The organism is Actinomadura opuntiae (genome assembly GCF_030283205.1).
Classification (GTDB): Bacteria; Actinomycetota; Actinomycetes; order Streptosporangiales; family Streptosporangiaceae; genus Spirillospora.
This window is the reverse complement of record NZ_JASNWF010000012.1, coordinates 230,674-245,717: the sequence shown is the minus strand read 5'-3', so window position 1 is coordinate 245,717 and position 15,044 is coordinate 230,674. Positions and strand designations below refer to the sequence as shown.

Annotated in this window: 14 protein-coding genes; 6 read left to right on the top strand and 8 right to left on the bottom strand. The window is 72.9% G+C overall.

All coding sequences use genetic code 11. From position 1 onward, the window contains the following. Positions 1 to 54 precede the first annotated feature (54 nt). Positions 55 to 987 carry an oxygenase MpaB family protein gene (locus tag QP089_RS26470; protein ID WP_285914866.1) on the bottom strand — a complete coding sequence of 311 codons (933 nt, stop codon included), beginning with the start codon at positions 985 to 987 and terminating at the stop codon, positions 55 to 57. Positions 988 to 1,071: 84 nt separating this feature from the next. Here QP089_RS26470 and QP089_RS26465 point away from each other — a divergent pair, with 84 nt between their 5' ends. Then, the gene (locus QP089_RS26465) at positions 1,072 to 1,689 is read left to right on the top strand and encodes a TetR/AcrR family transcriptional regulator (RefSeq protein WP_285914864.1); all 618 of its coding nucleotides are present in this window, start codon (positions 1,072 to 1,074) and stop codon (positions 1,687 to 1,689) included. Here the strand turns inward: QP089_RS26465 and QP089_RS26460 are convergent. Continuing rightward, positions 1,686 to 2,348, bottom strand: a complete 663-nt coding sequence (locus QP089_RS26460) for a phosphatase PAP2 family protein (protein ID WP_285914862.1) — start codon at positions 2,346 to 2,348, stop codon at positions 1,686 to 1,688. The genes QP089_RS26465 and QP089_RS26460 overlap by 4 nt on opposite strands. 174 nt (positions 2,349 to 2,522) lie before the next feature. On the opposite strand from QP089_RS26460, the gene QP089_RS26455 reads away from it, so the two are divergent. Beyond that, on the top strand, positions 2,523 to 3,776 hold the full coding sequence (locus tag QP089_RS26455; protein ID WP_285914860.1) for an extracellular catalytic domain type 1 short-chain-length polyhydroxyalkanoate depolymerase: 1,254 nt from the start codon (positions 2,523 to 2,525) through the stop codon (positions 3,774 to 3,776). A gap of 42 nt (positions 3,777 to 3,818) precedes the next feature. On the opposite strand, the gene QP089_RS26450 is transcribed toward QP089_RS26455, so the two are convergent. Together QP089_RS26450 and QP089_RS26445 are read right to left on the bottom strand one after the other, a co-directional pair. Continuing rightward, positions 3,819 to 4,739 carry an NADP-dependent oxidoreductase gene (locus QP089_RS26450; RefSeq protein ID WP_285914859.1) on the bottom strand — a complete coding sequence of 307 codons (921 nt, stop codon included), beginning with the start codon at positions 4,737 to 4,739 and terminating at the stop codon, positions 3,819 to 3,821. A 29-nt stretch (positions 4,740 to 4,768) separates the two neighbouring features. Beyond that, complete coding sequence (locus QP089_RS26445; RefSeq protein WP_285914858.1) at positions 4,769 to 5,974, bottom strand: MFS transporter; 1,206 nt, start codon at positions 5,972 to 5,974, stop codon at positions 4,769 to 4,771. Positions 5,975 to 6,035: 61 nt separating this feature from the next. On the opposite strand from QP089_RS26445, the gene QP089_RS26440 reads away from it, so the two are divergent. Then, complete coding sequence (locus QP089_RS26440) at positions 6,036 to 7,061, top strand: transcriptional regulator (protein WP_285914857.1); 1,026 nt, start codon at positions 6,036 to 6,038, stop codon at positions 7,059 to 7,061. On the opposite strand, the gene QP089_RS26435 is transcribed toward QP089_RS26440, so the two are convergent. Together QP089_RS26435 and QP089_RS26430 are read right to left on the bottom strand one after the other, a co-directional pair. Continuing rightward, the gene (locus QP089_RS26435) at positions 7,036 to 7,470 is read right to left on the bottom strand and encodes a hypothetical protein (protein WP_285914856.1); all 435 of its coding nucleotides are present in this window, start codon (positions 7,468 to 7,470) and stop codon (positions 7,036 to 7,038) included. The genes QP089_RS26440 and QP089_RS26435 overlap by 26 nt on opposite strands. A 202-nt stretch (positions 7,471 to 7,672) precedes the next feature. Continuing rightward, on the bottom strand, positions 7,673 to 8,290 hold the full coding sequence (locus QP089_RS26430) for a TetR/AcrR family transcriptional regulator (RefSeq protein WP_285914855.1): 618 nt from the start codon (positions 8,288 to 8,290) through the stop codon (positions 7,673 to 7,675). 152 nt (positions 8,291 to 8,442) lie between these two features. Here QP089_RS26430 and QP089_RS26425 point away from each other — a divergent pair, with 152 nt between their 5' ends. Then, positions 8,443 to 9,612 (top strand): acyl-CoA dehydrogenase family protein, encoded by a 1,170-nt coding sequence (locus QP089_RS26425; protein ID WP_285914853.1) that lies wholly within the window; start codon positions 8,443 to 8,445, stop codon positions 9,610 to 9,612. 1 nt (position 9,613) lies between these two features. Beyond that, positions 9,614 to 11,719 carry an acetate--CoA ligase family protein gene (locus QP089_RS26420; protein ID WP_285914852.1) on the top strand — a complete coding sequence of 702 codons (2,106 nt, stop codon included), beginning with the start codon at positions 9,614 to 9,616 and terminating at the stop codon, positions 11,717 to 11,719. Positions 11,720 to 11,777: 58 nt separating this feature from the next. Here QP089_RS26420 and QP089_RS26415 read toward each other — a convergent pair whose 3' ends face one another. Continuing rightward, entirely contained in the window at positions 11,778 to 12,917 is a 1,140-nt protein-coding gene (locus tag QP089_RS26415) for a thiolase C-terminal domain-containing protein (protein ID WP_285914851.1), read from the bottom strand. Beyond that, positions 12,914 to 13,381: a Zn-ribbon domain-containing OB-fold protein gene (locus tag QP089_RS26410; RefSeq protein WP_285914850.1), complete on the bottom strand. Its 468-nt coding sequence runs from the start codon at positions 13,379 to 13,381 to the stop codon at positions 12,914 to 12,916. Before QP089_RS26410 ends, QP089_RS26415 begins: the two co-directional genes overlap by 4 nt. 134 nt (positions 13,382 to 13,515) lie before the next feature. Here QP089_RS26410 and QP089_RS26405 point away from each other — a divergent pair, with 134 nt between their 5' ends. Then, complete coding sequence (locus tag QP089_RS26405; protein WP_285914849.1) at positions 13,516 to 15,024, top strand: MFS transporter; 1,509 nt, start codon at positions 13,516 to 13,518, stop codon at positions 15,022 to 15,024. Positions 15,025 to 15,044: the final 20 nt, after the last annotated feature.

Sequence of the window (15,044 nt, the reverse complement as noted above, 5' to 3'; positions counted from 1 at the left end):
CGGCGAGTCGTTGCTATTAGGCCGCTCATAACAACGACTCGCCGCAACTCAACGTCAGAGGGGGCGGGTGTCCAGGACTTTCTGGAGCTTCTCCTGAGCGCGGGCGGCCTGGCGGGCGCGGTAGGCGATCGGCATGTACCGGAGGCGTTCGGGCAGCAGCGGCGTGCTGCGCCCGATGACCTGCCCGACGGCGCGCAGCCGCCGCTCGTCGGCCTTGCTCCACGACAGCCCGAGCTTCTCGCGGGCGGCCGGCGGCAGCGTGCCGACGGTGATGAACCGGCCGAGCCGTCCGCTGGTCGCGACCAGCGGCGTGACCACGGGACGCAGCGCGGTGGGAACGCCGGGCGGGAGCTTGTCCATCCGGTCGAGGACCTCCAACGCCACCTTGTGCGGGACGAGGGTGTTCTCCACCATGTCGTCGAAGTACGCCCAGTACTCCTCGATGGTGCCGGGCAGCATCCGCTCGGGCACCTGCAGGATCCGGCCGAGGTTGAGGAACTCGTCGAACACCTGCTGCTGCTCGTCCGGCGTCATCGGCTCCGGCGCGAAGTACCTGGACGCGGTGACGGCGGCGTAGAAGCCGGTGAGGTGCACCCACGCCCACGGCTCGGCCGACAGCGCATGGTGGCGGTTGCCCTCCTCGTCCTGCGCGCTGAGCGGCTTGTGCATCTCGCGGAGCCGCCTGCCCTCCTCGATCGCCGTCCGCCCGCCGTACACCCACGTCTGGACGGACGCGAAGCTGCGCGCGGCGCGGCCGAGCGGGTCGCGGCGGAAGCTGGACAGCCGGTCGACCACGGTGCCGATCGCCGGGTGCATCGTCTGCAGGATGAACACGCTGTTGCCGGCGATCGCCGAGGTGTAGAGCCCCATGGTCTCCCACAGGATCGAGCCGGGCTCGAACGGGACGGGCTCGGGGCGCGCGGCGACGCGGGCCGCGGGCGCGGCGTCCGCGGCGGGCGCGGCGGCCGCGTTCTCGGTCATCGTCATGGTCTCGCCTCCCGACGGGTCTCGTACTACAGTGAAACGCGAATAAGCGGTCGCTTACAAGTCGCGTTCGGGGAGGGCCCGCCGATGCCCCGCTCACCTGGCCTGTCGCCCCGCCGGACGCCGCGCCAGGACCGGTCGCGGCGGATGGTGGAGCGCATCCTGGACGCCGCCACTCGCGTTCTGTCCGAGCACGGCTACGACGGCGCGTCCACCAACCGCATCGCCCGCGCGGCCGGGATCAGCAACGGCTCGCTCTACCAGTACTTCCCCAACAAGGACGCGATCGTCATCACCGTCATCGACCGGTTCGCCGACCATCTGGCCGACCGGCTCGGCGCGCAGATCGAGTCGACCATGCACGCCTCGTGGCAGGAGGCCGGCCGCGCGCTGCTGGACGTGCAGATGCGGCTGTTCGAGGAGCACGCCGACCTGCTGCGGATCATCGTCGAGCAGATCCCGCGGCTCGGCCCGTTCGACAAGCTGGCCGCGCTGCAGCGCCGGCTGACCGACCTGGTCCGGGTGTACCTGCTGGTGAACCGGGACGCGTTCCGCGACGACCTGGACGTGGACGCCGCGCTGTGGATCCTCGCCGAGACCGTCGGCGAGCTGTCGATCAAGTACGTGCTGGACCGGCCGCCGATCCCCCGCGAGCGGATGATCGACGAGCTGGCCGAGCTGGTGATCCGCTACATCCGCGGTTAGGCGGCGCGCGCCGGCCCCTCCGGCCGCAGCCGGCGGCTGAACGGCCCCGCCGCCGCCAGCCCGGCCAGCAGCACCGGGCCGAGTGCCAGGCTGAACAGCACGTCGGTCAGCCAGTGCTCGTCGGCGAGCGTGAGGGCCGCCCCGGTGAGGAACCCCGCGGCCAGCGCGGCGCCGCGCCGCGCCCGCGCCGTCAGCCACCGGTCCAGGGCCGGGACGACGATGACGACCAGCTCGACCGCGACCCAGATGAGCAGGAATCCGTTCAGCGTGTGGCCGGACGGATACGCGTCGCCGTGCGTCCACAGAACGTCGGTGTTTCCGGACGGAAACGTTCGCGGAATCACCGACTTCACTCCCACCTGAAGCAGCGACAACAGGCCCACCACCACGACCGGCACCAGCAAGGGACGCGGCGAACGCGCCCGGACCATCCCGAGCACCGCCAAGGGGACGAGCACGTATTTCACGATGACGCCCCGCTGCCCGAGCTGGCTGAAGACGTCGACGACCGGCATCCAGGCGCCCTTGGCATTGGCGTCGCAAAATTTGTGGACCGTCCAATCGAGATGGCGGAGCGGACCGTCCGCCAGCACGTCGGCCGTGACGGCGGCCATGACGACCACGGCCAGGACGTACCAGCCCCACGACCGCCGGCGCATACCAGGGGTCTTCCCCGCTCACCACCCGTGACGCATGGGGAACGGCACCATAACCGCCCGGTGCCGACATGGGCGCCCCGCACATTTCGGAACGGCGCGGCATTGGCTTGACTGCCGGATGGGCGCCCCTCCTTCCCGATCCCCACCCCGTTCGACCGATCCGGGAGAGCCCTCATGCACCGACCACCCCCGCGCATTCTGCGGCGCCTCGCGAAATGGATCGCGGCGGCCGCCGCCCTCACCCTTCCCGCCGCCGCGCTGGGCGCGGCCGCCACGACAGCGCCGGCGCGCGCCGCGACCGGCACCTACCAGCAGGTCACCGGGTTCGGCTCCAACCCCGGGAACCTGCAGATGTACGAGTACGTGCCGGCCGGGCTGCCGTCCGGCGCCCCGCTCGTGGTGGCGCTGCACGGCTGCACCCAGAGCGCGGACGACTACTACTCCCATTCCGGCTGGCCGAAGTTCGCCGACCAGTGGAGGTTCGCGGTCGTGTTCCCGCAGACGACCGCGTCCAACAACATCCAGAAATGCTTCCAGTGGTTCGATCCCGCCAAGGACGCGCGCGGCGGGACCGAGTCGGCGTCGATCGTCCAGATGGTCTCCTACGCCGAGCAGAAGCACGGCTCCGATCCGCGCCGGGTGTTCGTCACCGGGCTTTCGGCGGGCGGCGGAATGACCGCGGACCTGCTCGCCGCCTATCCGGACGTCTTCGCCGGCGGCGCGGTCGACTCGGGCCTTCCCGCGCAGTGCGCGACCAGCCTCACCGCCGCCTCCGGCTGCCAGATGAACAACCAGAACCTCACGCCCGCGCAATGGGGCGACAAGGTCCGCAACAGCCATCCCGGCTACACCGGGCCGTGGCCGCGCGTCGCCGTCTGGCAGGGCACCTCCGATTACACGGTCTATCCGGTGAACGCCACCGAACTGCGCGACCAGTGGACGAACGTCTGGGGCATTTCACAGACGCCGTCGAGCACCCGCAGCCTGCCCGGCGGCACCACGCAGAGCGACTACAACGACGCGAACGGGAAACCGGCCGTCGAGGTGTACTCCATTTCCGGGATGGGCCACGGCCTCGCCGTCGACCCCGGCTCGGGCGCCGACCAGTGCGGCACCACCGGCGCGTACTTCCTCGACGCCATCTGCTCCACCTCGTACACGGCGAGGTTCTGGGGGCTCGACGGCTCGGACGGCAGCGACCCGGGCGACCCCGGCGATCCAGGTGGCCCCGGCGATCCGGGCGGGTCGCAGCAGTGCTTCACCGCCACCAACTACGCGCACGTCACGGCCGGGCGCGCGCACATGAGCGGCGGCTACACCTACGCCAACGGCTCCAACCAGAACATGGGCCTCTACAACGTGTTCGTCACGCACACGCTGAAGGAGACGTCCGCGAACTACTACGTCATCGCCGATTCCGGCTGCTGAACCGGGACCGGGCCGTCCGCCGGGCGGCCCGGTCGTCCCGGATCACGGCGTGATGACGAGCTTCCCGCGCGTGTGGCCACTGCGGCTCTCGTCGAACGCGGCGCCGACGTCGTCGAGGGAGAACGTCTTGGCGACGTCGACGCGCAGCGCTCCGCGCTCGGCCATGGCGGCCAGGTCGGCGAGCTTCGCGCCGTCGGGACGGACCCAGATCCAGTGGCCGCCGTGCTGCTCGACGCTGTTGTCGGCGACGGACACGTGCCGTCCGCCCGGGGCGAGGACGGCGAGCGTCGCGTCCAGCTGCCCGCCCACGAAGTCGGCGACCGCCGTGACGCCGTCCGGCGCCAGCTCGCGGACCCGCTCCACGAGACCGTCGCCGTAGGCGACCGGTTCCGCGCCGAGTTCGCGCAGGTGGTCGTGGTTGGACTCGGACGCGGTGCCGATGACGCGGGCGCCCCGGTCGACGCCGATCTGCACCGCGAAGCCCCCCACTCCCCCGGACGCGGCGTGCACCAGCAGCACGTCGCCCTTGCCGACCTCCAGCCGGTCGAGCGAGCGCTGCGCGGTCATCCCGGCGAGCGGCAGCCCGCCCGCCTCGTTCCAGCCGAGCGCGGCCGGCTTGCGCGCGCAGTGCACGGCCGGGACCGCGACGAGCTCCGCGAACGTCCCGGCGTGCACGACGTTCTTGCGGGCGTAGGCCATGACCTCGTCGCCCGGCGCGAACTCCGGCGTGTCCGGGCCGGTCGCGCGGACGACCCCGGCGACGTCCCAGCCGGGGATCACCGGGAACACCGCGTCCATCATTCCGTCGAGCCCGCCGGACATCACCTTCCAGTCGACCGGGTTGACGCCCGCCGCGCGCACCTCGACCAGCACCTCGCTCGGGCCGAGCTTGGGGTCGGGCGCCTCGCCGGCGGTGAGGCGGGAGTTGTCGGAGGCATAGGAGTCGTAGGTGACGGCACGCATGTCCCTCAACCTGCCTCCGCACCCGCCCGCTAAACCCGCTCGGTCGCGGGTGCGGGCGCGGGGCGCACGCGCAGGCCCGGCATGAGCGAGACGGTCACCGCGACCGACGCCGCCGCCATCAGCGTCATCCCCACCGCCGGGGAGGTGACCTGCGCGACCGCGCCTGCGATCGCGGCGCCGACCCCTTGCATGGCGAGCATCCCCGACGAGTGCAGGCCGAGCGCGTGGCCGCTCAGCTCGTCCGGCGTGATCGCCAGCAGCCGGTCCTGGAGCAGCAGGGTCGCGCAGTACCCGACGCTCGCCGCGGCGATCGCGGCCACCGCGACGGGCAGCGGCGGGCCCAGCGCGAACACCAGGTACGGCGCGGCGAGCAGCAGCCGCATCGGCGCGTCGAGGCGCTTGCGCCAGGCCGGCGGGACGAACCGCCCGGCCAGCGTGTCCCCGGCGAGCATCCCGACCGCGCCGGCCGCGAACAGCAGGCCCGCGTGCCGCGGCGCGTACGGGACGAACAGCGACTCGCAGCCGACGATCAGCCCGTTCGGCACCCACAGCGCCAGGTAGACGGCACGGCGCTGCCGCGACGACCACAGCCGGACGTTGTTGCGCCACGTCTCGCCCGCGGTCGCGCACCCGGTCGCGCGCGGCGCGCGGGCGCTCAACCCGAACCGCGCGACGGCCGCCGCCGCGAGGTACAGGGCGGCGCCGGCCAGCAGCGTCCCGCGCGGCGAGAGCGCGTTGACGAGCACGCCGCCTGCCGCGAACCCGATGATCTGCACGAGCCCGATGATCTGCACGAGCCCGACCGACATGTTCATCACCGACCGGCCGAGCAGGTACCCCTCCCGGTCGAGGATCTCGTTCAGCAGCCCGTACCGCACCCCGCCGCCCACCGCGCTGGCCACCCCGAGGACGAGGACGAGCGCGAACACGCCCCACACCGGCAGCCCCGGCACCGCCTGCGCGGCGGTGCCGGCGGCGAACAGCAGCGACAGGCCCGCGAGCGCGGCGCGCGGCGGCAACCGGTCGGCCGCCGACAGCAGCGTCAGCGCCCCGACCAGCTGGGCCAGCATCGGCCCGAACATCGCCAGCGACGACAGCAGCGGCGAGCCGGTCCTGGAGTACACCAGCGTGCCGAGCGCCAGCCCGCTCACCGTCTGCGCCGCGACGTTGCCCGCCGAGGCCAGGAACAGCGGCGTGAACTCCGGCGTGCGGAGCAGATCCCCGTAGGTGCGCATGATCGGAAGTGTCCGGTGCGTCCCGCCGGGCCCGTTACTCTTTCGCGGGGAGGCGAAACCATTGGGCTGGTGGGAGATCAACGCGGACACGCTCGCGGGGAGCCGGTTCGTCGTCTCGCCCCTGGCCGAGGCCACCGCCTGCCTGAAGACGCTGCGCTGGGAGCGGGCCGGGAACCCCGCCGAGCGCGCGTGGCTGGAGGAGCACCTGCCCGCCTACCGCGCGCGGACGGCCGCCGATCCGGTGACGGCGCGGCTCGTGCGGACGGCGTTCGTGCAGGGGTGGAACGCCGATTTCGTCACGCCCACTCCGACCGGCGAGCCCGAGGCGTCGTTCGAGGCCGAGCTGGAGCGGATCCGCCGCACGCCGCCCGAGGCCGCCCGCGCCGACCTGACCGTCTGCCTGAACGGACCGCTGCCGCCCGTCCTCGACCGGGACGACCTGCCGGAACGCATCGCCGACCTGCTCACCTGGGTCTGGCGCGAGACGGTCCTGCCCGGCTGGCCGCGGCGGCGCCGGATCATCGAGGCCGACATCGTCTCCCGCGTCGCGCACCTGAGCCAGGGCGGCTGGGCGGCCGCGCTGGACGACATGCGCCCCGGCATGCGCTGGCTCGGCGAGAACCGTCTGCAGATCAACACCTACGACTACCCGCCGCGCGACCTGTCGGGCAAGCCGCTGGTGTTCGTGCCGGTCACGCACGGCCAGAGCTGGGTCTCCTGGAACCGGGAATCGTCCCGGTACGCCGTCATGTACCCGTGCTCGGGCACGCTGGCCGACGCGGACGCCGTCCCGGTGCCCGACGCGCTCGGTGCGCTGCTCGGCCCCGTCCGCGCGTCGGTGCTGGTGCTGCTGGACACCCCGAAGAGCACGACCCAGCTCGTGGCCCTGACCGGCCACGGCCTCGGCAGCGTCGGCCGGCACCTGAAGATCCTGCTGGACGCCCGGCTCGTCCGCCGCCGCCGCGCCGGGCGCTCCGTCCTCTACTACCGGACGGAGGCGGGCGAGGGCCTCGTCGCGGCCCAGCGCGACACGCCCGCCCGGCGCGGCACGGCGGCCGGGATCAGCAGCGGACCGTCGTCAGCTTGATCTTCCCGGCGCGGTCCCAGTCCACGTCGGCCGTCGCGGTGCCCGCCGCGACGCATTCGATCTCGGCGCCGGACCGGTCGTAGATCCTGGCCGCGGCGCCGCCCGCCTGCTCGTTGGAGAGCCCTCCGCGACCGTGCCAATCGCTCAGCCCGTAGGTGCCGTACCGGTAGAAGTCGAAGACGTGGTATTTCCCGCCATGGGCGACGGTGGCGCAGGCATAACCCGGGCGGCATTTCGGAATATCCCCCGCGTTCCCGTAATGCTTGTGCGTGACGGACGGGGACGTCGCCGGAGCGGACGGCGCCGCCGGCGGCGCGGCGGCCACGGTCGCGGTCACGGCCGCGGCGGCGACGAGGACGGCTCCGGCCCCGCGCCGCCCGCATCCGACGGTCCCACGAAATACCCTCACGAATTCCCTGCCTTCATCTCCACCCGAGCCCACGGCCCGGCAGCGCTTTGCGCGCGTTACGAGCGATCGACATCGGCGACTATAAAGGCATGGGACATGGCTCGCAAAGGCAAGCCAAAGCATTTGCCGAGGCGATCGAGAATGGCCGGAAATCGCCTGGTTTCTCACCTCTGGCGCGGGCCGGAGCGGAGGTCGGTGGCGGTCAGGGGGTCGCGGTCGCGCGGTCGAAGCGGCGGATCAGCTCGATCGCCGCGTCGATGACCTCCTGCGCCTCCGCCTCGTCCTCGCTGGTGGCGACCTCGCGTCCGGCCTCGCCGATGACCGTGGTCAGGACGGCGACGGTGAGGCGGTCGATGGGCTCGCCGCCGAGCGCGAGCAGCACGGCGTTCTGCCGGACCCAGTCGCGGCGGCGGGTGCGGCGCATCAGGTCGAAGCCGGGCGGGCCGTCGCCGTCCATGAACAGGCGGGCGAGGTCGCGGCGCTCCCAGGAGCCGGCGAGGAACGCGCGGGCGCCGGCGATGAACAGCTCGACCGGGTCGTCGACGCCGGCGCCCTTGGCCTCGGCGACACTCGCGGTGGCGGCCTTCTCGTGCGCGCCCTCGTGCTCCTCCCACAGGGCGAGGAACAGCTCGGTCTTGCCGCCGAAGTGGTGGTAGAGGCTGCCGACGCTGGAGCCGGCGCGCTCGACGACCTCGGAGATCGCGGCGTCGGCGAAGCCGTGCGCGCAGAACACCTCGCGCGCCGCCTCCAGCATGGTGCGGCGCGTCTGGGCGGTGCGGCTCCATTCCCATCCGCCCCTGCCGCTGGGCCTGCGGGCCATCGGTCCCCCGTCCGGTGCGGCGGCCGCCGTCCGGCCGTCGATGGAACAGATTCTAGAAAGCGGGCCGGGCGCCTTGACGCCGGGACGGCCCCGCGCGCAGCCTAGAACCGATTCCTAGAAATGGATTCTAGGATTGATCGGAGGACCGGTCCATGGACTTCTCGCTGAGCGCCGAGGAACGCCAGATCCGCGACACCGTCCGCTCGTTCGTCGAACGGGAGGTCGTGCCGCTGGAACCGGAGGTGCTGCGCAACGAGCGCGCCGGGCGCCCCGGGCTCGATCCCGGGACGCTGCGCGACCTGCGCGGCAAGGCGCGCAGGTCCGGGTTCTGGGGCATCAACACGCCCGAGGAGTACGGCGGCGCCGCGCTCGGCCCGCTGATGTCGGCGATCGTGGCGATGGAGACGGGCCGCACGTTCGTCCCGTTCAGCTTCGGCGGCACCGCCGACAACATCCTGTACGCCTGCGACGAGGCGCAGAAACGCGCCTACCTGGTCCCGACGATCGAGGGCGAGCGGCGGTCCTGCTTCGCCATCACCGAGCCGGGCGCCGGGTCGGACGCGCGCAGCATCCGCACCCGCGCCGTGCGCGACGGCGACGACTGGATCATCAACGGCGAGAAGACGTTCATCACCGGCGGCAACGAGGCCGACTTCGTCATGGTGTTCGCGGTGACCGACCCGGCCCTCGGCGCGGACGGCGGCGTGACGTGCTTCCTGGTCGACCGGGACATGGGCTGGAAGTCCGAGCCGATCCCGACCATGGGCGAGTGGGGGCCGGCGTCGCTGGTGTTCGAGGACGTCCGGGTGCCCGGCGCGAACGTGCTCGGCGAGGTCGGCAAGGGCTTCGACCTGGCGATGCGGTGGATCGGGCAGGGCCGCTACATGATCCCGGCGCGGGCGATCGGCGCGGCCGAGCGGATGCTGCAGATGGCGATCGACTACGCCGGGGTCCGGGTGTCCATGGGCCATCCGATCGCCGACTACCAGGCCATCCAGTGGATGATCGCCGACTCGCAGGTGGAGATCGAGGCGGCGAAGTGGCTGACGCTGTACGCGGCGTGGCGGGTGCAGGAGGGGCTGGACGCGCGGCACGCCTCGTCCATCGCCAAGCTGAACGGCGCGGTGATGGCGAACCGGGTCGTGGACCGGGTGCTGCAGATCCACGGCGGCATGGGGTACACCAAGGAGCTGCCGATCGAGCGCTGGTACCGGGAGCTGCGGCTGCTGCGGATCTTCGAGGGCACCGACGAGATCCAGCGCCGGACCATCGCCCGCAACCTGCTCAGGGGGCACGTCCGCCTGGGCGCCATCGGGGAGTGAGATGACCCCTCGCGATCCGCGGGCCGGGGTCCGCGCGCTGTTCAACCCGGGCTCGATCGCGCTGGTCGGGGCGAGCGACAAGTCCGGCTGGTCGGTGAGCACGTTCGGGAACCTGCGGGCGCACGGGTTCGCCGGGCCGGTGCACCTGGTCAACCCGCGCGGCGGGCTCGTGCACGGGCACGCCGCGTACCCGAGCCTGGCGGAGCTGCCCGGGCCGATCGACCTGGCGTACGTGATGGTGCCGACGCGCGCCGTCCTGCCCGTGCTGCGGGACGGCGCCGGGGCCGGGATCCGGAACTACGTCGTGCTGACCGCCGGGTTCGGCGAGGCGGGCGAGGAGGGCGCGCGGCTGGAGGCCGAGGTCGTCGCGTTCGCACGGGAGGCGGGGCTGACCGTCCTCGGCCCGAACGGCAACGGCTACATCAACGCCGCCGCCGGGATCACCCCGTACGGGCTGCCGATCCCCCCGCCGCTGCTGCGCGGGCCGGTCGGCGTGGTGCTGCAGAGCGGCGCGCTGGCCAGTTCGGTGCTGGCGTTCGCGCAGGCCCGCAACGTCGGGCTCAGCCTGCTGACGTCGATGGGCAACGAGTCGCTGGTCACCGTCCCCGACGTCATCGACTACCTGGTGGACGACCCGGCGACCAGGGTCGTCGCGCTGTTCCTGGAGTCGGTGCGCGACCCGGAGGCGTTCGCGCGGGCGGCGCGGCGGGCGCTGGAGGCGGGCAAGCCGGTCGTCGCGCTGAAGATCGGGCGCAGCCGGCTGGCGTCGCGCACCGCGCGGGCGCACACCGGCGCGCTCGTCGGCGACGACGGCGTGGTGGACGCGGCGTTCCGGCGGCTCGGGGTGATCCGCGTCCGGTCGCTGGAGGACCTGATCGTCACCGCCGGGCTGCTGGCCTCCACCGGGCCCCTGCCCGGCCCGCGGATCGGCGTGGTGACCCCGTCCGGCGGCGCGTCGGAGATCATCGCCGACCGCGCCGAGGACGAGGGCCTCGAACTGCCCCCGTACACGCCGGAGACCGCGGCCGCACTTGCGGAGATCCTGCCGCCGTTCGCGACCGTGCAGAACCCCTTGGACGTCACCGGCTACGTGCTCATCGACCGGACGCTCCTCGGCCGCGCGCTGGAGATCGTCTCCGCCGATCCGGGCATCGACGCGGTGATGCTGCTGACCGACCTGCCCCGCTTCGCACCGCCGGACCCGTCGGTTCCGATGGCGAACTTCGAGGCGCACGCCCGGCGCATCGCCGCGTCGCCGCGTCCGGTCGTGGTGGTCGGCAACACGCTGACCGACGTGTCGGAGTTCGGGCGGACCGTCCAGGAGAGGACCGGGTTCCCGCACGTCGTCGGCGGGATCGAGCACGGGATGCAGGCGATCGGCGCGGCCGTCCGCTGGTCGGCCGAACGGGAGCGCGCGCTCGCGCAACGCCCCGCGGCGGGCGAGCGCGTCGCGGTGGACGGCGCGTCCGGCGTGTGGGCCGAGCACCGCGCCGCCGCGCTGCTCGCCGGGGCGGGGCTGCCCGTGGTGCCGTCCGAGCTGGTCGGCGGCGAGGACGCGGCGGTCGCGGTGGCGGACCGGTTCGGGTACCCGGTCGTACTGAAGGCGGCGGCGGACGGCCTGGCCCACAAGAGCGACATCGGCGGCGTCCGCCTCGGCCTGGCCGGGCCGGACGCCGTCCGCGCCGCCTACCGCGAGGTCATGGCCGCGCTCGCGGGGCACGCCGGTGCGGGCGCGCTCGTCCAGCCGCAGCGGACGGGCGGCGTGGAGCTGCTCGCCGGGGTCGTCCGCGACCCGGCGTGGGGCCTCACGCTCGCGGTCGGGCTCGGCGGCGTGTGGGTCGAGGTGCTGCGCGACTCCGCGCTGCGCCTGCTGCCGGTGGACGCGCGCGACGTCCGGGAGGCGCTCGGCGAGCTGCGCGGCGCCGCGCTGCTGAACGGCGCGCGCGGCGCCAAGCCCGCCGACCTCGCCGCGGTCGCTGACGTGGTGGCGCGCGTCGCGGCGGTCGCCGCGTCCCTCGGCGACCGTCTGGAGGCGCTGGAGATCAACCCGCTGCGCGTCGACGGCGCGGAGGTGGAGATCCTCGACGCCCTCATCACCTGGCACTGACGCCGTGGCGGCGTGCCGCCCCCTGTGACGGCCGGCCTCGGGGGCGGCACGCCGCGGCTCAGCGGTGCGAGGCCAGCACGAGCACGGCGGCGGACATGAACATGCCGCCGTTGCCCAGCACCACGCTGACCTCCGCGTCCGGGACCTGCGCGGCGGCCTCCTTGCGGAGCTGGCGGACGGCCTCCTGGATCGCGAACATCCCGTACATGCCGGTGTGGGTGTAGGACAGGCCGCCGCCGTTGGTGTTCAGCGGGAGCCGGCCGCCGGGCGAGGTGTGGCCCTCGGCGATGAACGCGCCCGCCTCGCCCCGCCCGACGAAGCCCATGTCCTCCAGGCCGTAGATCGGCAGGTGCGCGAACGCGTCGTAGATCATCACGTGGTCGACGTCGCCGTGCCCGATGCCCGCCTCGGCGAACGCGGCGCGGGACGCCCGGCGGAACCCCGCCGAGCTGGTCAGGTCGGCCATCTGCGAGATGATCGGCGACTCGGCCGACTCCCCCGCCCCCAGCAGGTGGACGAGCGGGCGGCGGGTGCCGAGCGCACGGGCGCGGTCCTCGGACGTGACGACGAGCGCGCCGCCGCCGTCGGTCACCAGGCAGCACTCCAGCAGGTGGAACGGGTAGGCGACCATCCGGGACGCGAGGACGTCCTCGACCGTGATGGGGTCGCGGTACATCGCACGCGGATTGAGGTTCGCCCAGCGCCGCTGCGCGACCGGCACCCCGGCGAGCTGCTCGTGGGTGAGGCCGGTCTCCTTCATGTAGCGCAGCGCGGTGAGGGTGAAGGCGCTCGTCGGGCCGAACACGCCGTACGGCGCCTCGAACTGGCCGCTCAGCGAGTCCGGCGTGCGGGCGTAGCGGGGCGCGCCGACGCGGGAGCGGCCCGACTCGCCGTGCGTGATGAGGACGGTGCCGCACATCCCGGCGCGGATCGCGGCGGCGGCGTGCCGGACGTGGAACAGGAACGACGAGCCGCCGACCTGCGTGCCGTCGAGCCAGGCGGGCTCGATCCCCAGGGAGTGCGCGATCTCGACCGGTCCGGGGGTGCCGACGGTGGCGACGCCGTCGATGTCGTCCTTGGTCAACCCCGCGTCGGCGAGGGCGTTGCGGGCGGCTTCCAGGTGCAGCTGCCGGGTGGAGTGATCGGGCAGCCGACCGATCGCGTCGGTCTCGGCCGCGCCCGCGATGACGATGTTCACCGGGCCTCCGCGGGGGTGAAGAGCGGCAGGTGCACGTCGCCGCGCGGCTCGAAGACCGCCCGCAGCGGCAGGTCGAGCGGCAGGTGCTCGGGGTCGGCGGGGACGCCGACGATGTTGCTCATCATCCGCACGCCCTCCTCCAGCTCGACGATGGCGATGACGTAGGGCGCCTCGTCCTCGAAGCCGGGCGCCGGACGGTGGTTGATCACGTACGAGTGCAGGGTGGCGCGCCCGCTCACCGCCACCCACGCGACGTCGCCGGAGCCGCAGTGCGGGCAGGCGGGGCGGGGATAGAAGAAGTGCCGGGCGCAGGCCCGGCAGCGCTGGACGCGCAGCTCGCCGGCGGCGGTGCCGTCCCAGAACGGCCGGGTGTCGGGGGTGGGTCTCGGGACGGCCTTGGACGGTGCCTGAGACGGCGCCTTGGACGGTGCCTTGGACGGTGCGGGCCTGGAGGCGGTGGACATCGCCCTCCTCGGAGAGAGTTCTAGATCGAGATTCTAGAACTTAGCTCTGGAAATTTTAAGGTCCCGAACCTAGAGTTCGCTTCTAGAACAGCGGGCCGAAAGCCCCCTGCCGGGACAACCGGAAAGAGGTGCCCATGACCACCCTCGATCACCCGGCCGCCCCCGAGTCCAGAGCCGGGTTCGACCGCCTCTGGAAGCGCGACCTCGACCGCTATCCCGAAACCGGCCCCCGCGTGTGGTACCTCGCGGTGGTCGTCCTCGCCACGATCGTCCTGTACTGCGAGCAGTACGTGACCGGCGGCGTGGCGCCGCTGGTGCTCGCCCACTTCGAGATGTCGTTCCTCTTCTACGTCAACGCGCTGGTCATCGGGGGCCTGGTCGGCGCGTTCGGCGCCCTGGCGGCGGGACTCTGCGACAAGTGGGGCCGGGCGAACCTGGTCGCCTACGGGCTCGGCGTCACCGGCGTGCTCACGCTGTTCATCCCCTCGATGCCGAACAAGTGGGCGTTCGTCGTGCTGCTCACCGTCATCGGGATGGTCGAGGGCGTGATCCTGGTGGCCACGCCCGCGCTGGTCCGGGACTTCTCCCCGCAGCTCGGCCGCGCGTCCGCGATGGGCTTCTGGACGCTCGGCCCGGTCGTGGCGAGCCTCATCGTCAGCTTCGTCGCGAACCGGACGCTGGAGCGGCTCGACGACAGCTGGGCCAGCCAGTACTACATCATGGGCGCCTTCGGGCTGGTCGTCTTCGCTATCGCGCTCGGCGGCCTGCGCGAGCTGAACCCCGGCCTGCGCAGCCAGGTCATGGTCAGCGCCGAGGACCGCGCGAAGGTGGAGGCGCGCGCGGCGCAGGCCGAGGCGAGCGCCGACCTCGGCCGGCCGTGGACGCAGATGCTGAAGCTCGACATCCTCGCCCCGGCCGCCGGGATCTCCGTCTTCCTGATCATCTACTATACGGCGGTCGGGTTCTTCACCATCTACCTGACCACCACGTTCGGGTTCTCCACGTCCCGCGCCAACGGCATCAACACCTGGTACTGGGCGATGGACGCGATCGCGCTGGTGGTCGTCGGGGTCGTGTCGGACCGGACGCGGGTGCGCAAGCCGTTCATGGCCGCCGGGACCGTCCTCGCGGTGGTCATGACGTACGTGTTCCTGACCCGCGCCACCCATCCGGACACGAGCTTCGGGGCGCTGGCGACCATCGTCAGCCTCCTGGCGGTCGGCCTCGCCATCGCGTACGCGCCGTGGATGGCCGCGTTCACCGAGACGATCGAGCGGCGCAACCCGGCGCTGATGGCGCACGGCCTGGCCGTCTGGGGCTGGACGACCCGGATCGCCGTCGCCGGTTCGGTCTTCGCGCTGCAGTACGTGGTGAGCAGCGCGAACACCCTGGTCGACGCCCCCGGCAAGCTCGCGGAGGCCAAGGCGGCGCAGGAGGCGGGCCACGCGCCCTCGGCGGCGCTGATGCACCAGCTCGCCGACATCAAGCAGGCGGCGGCCGACGCGCCGCACCAGTGGCAGCACTGGTGGTGGGTGTGCATCGTCGCCCAGCTGCTGTTCTTCGCGCTGATGCTCCCGCTCGCCGGACGCTGGAGCCCGCGCGCCGCCAAGGCCGACCTGGAGGCGGCCGAGGCAGAGAGGTAGAGGTTCCCCGGACGGCCGTT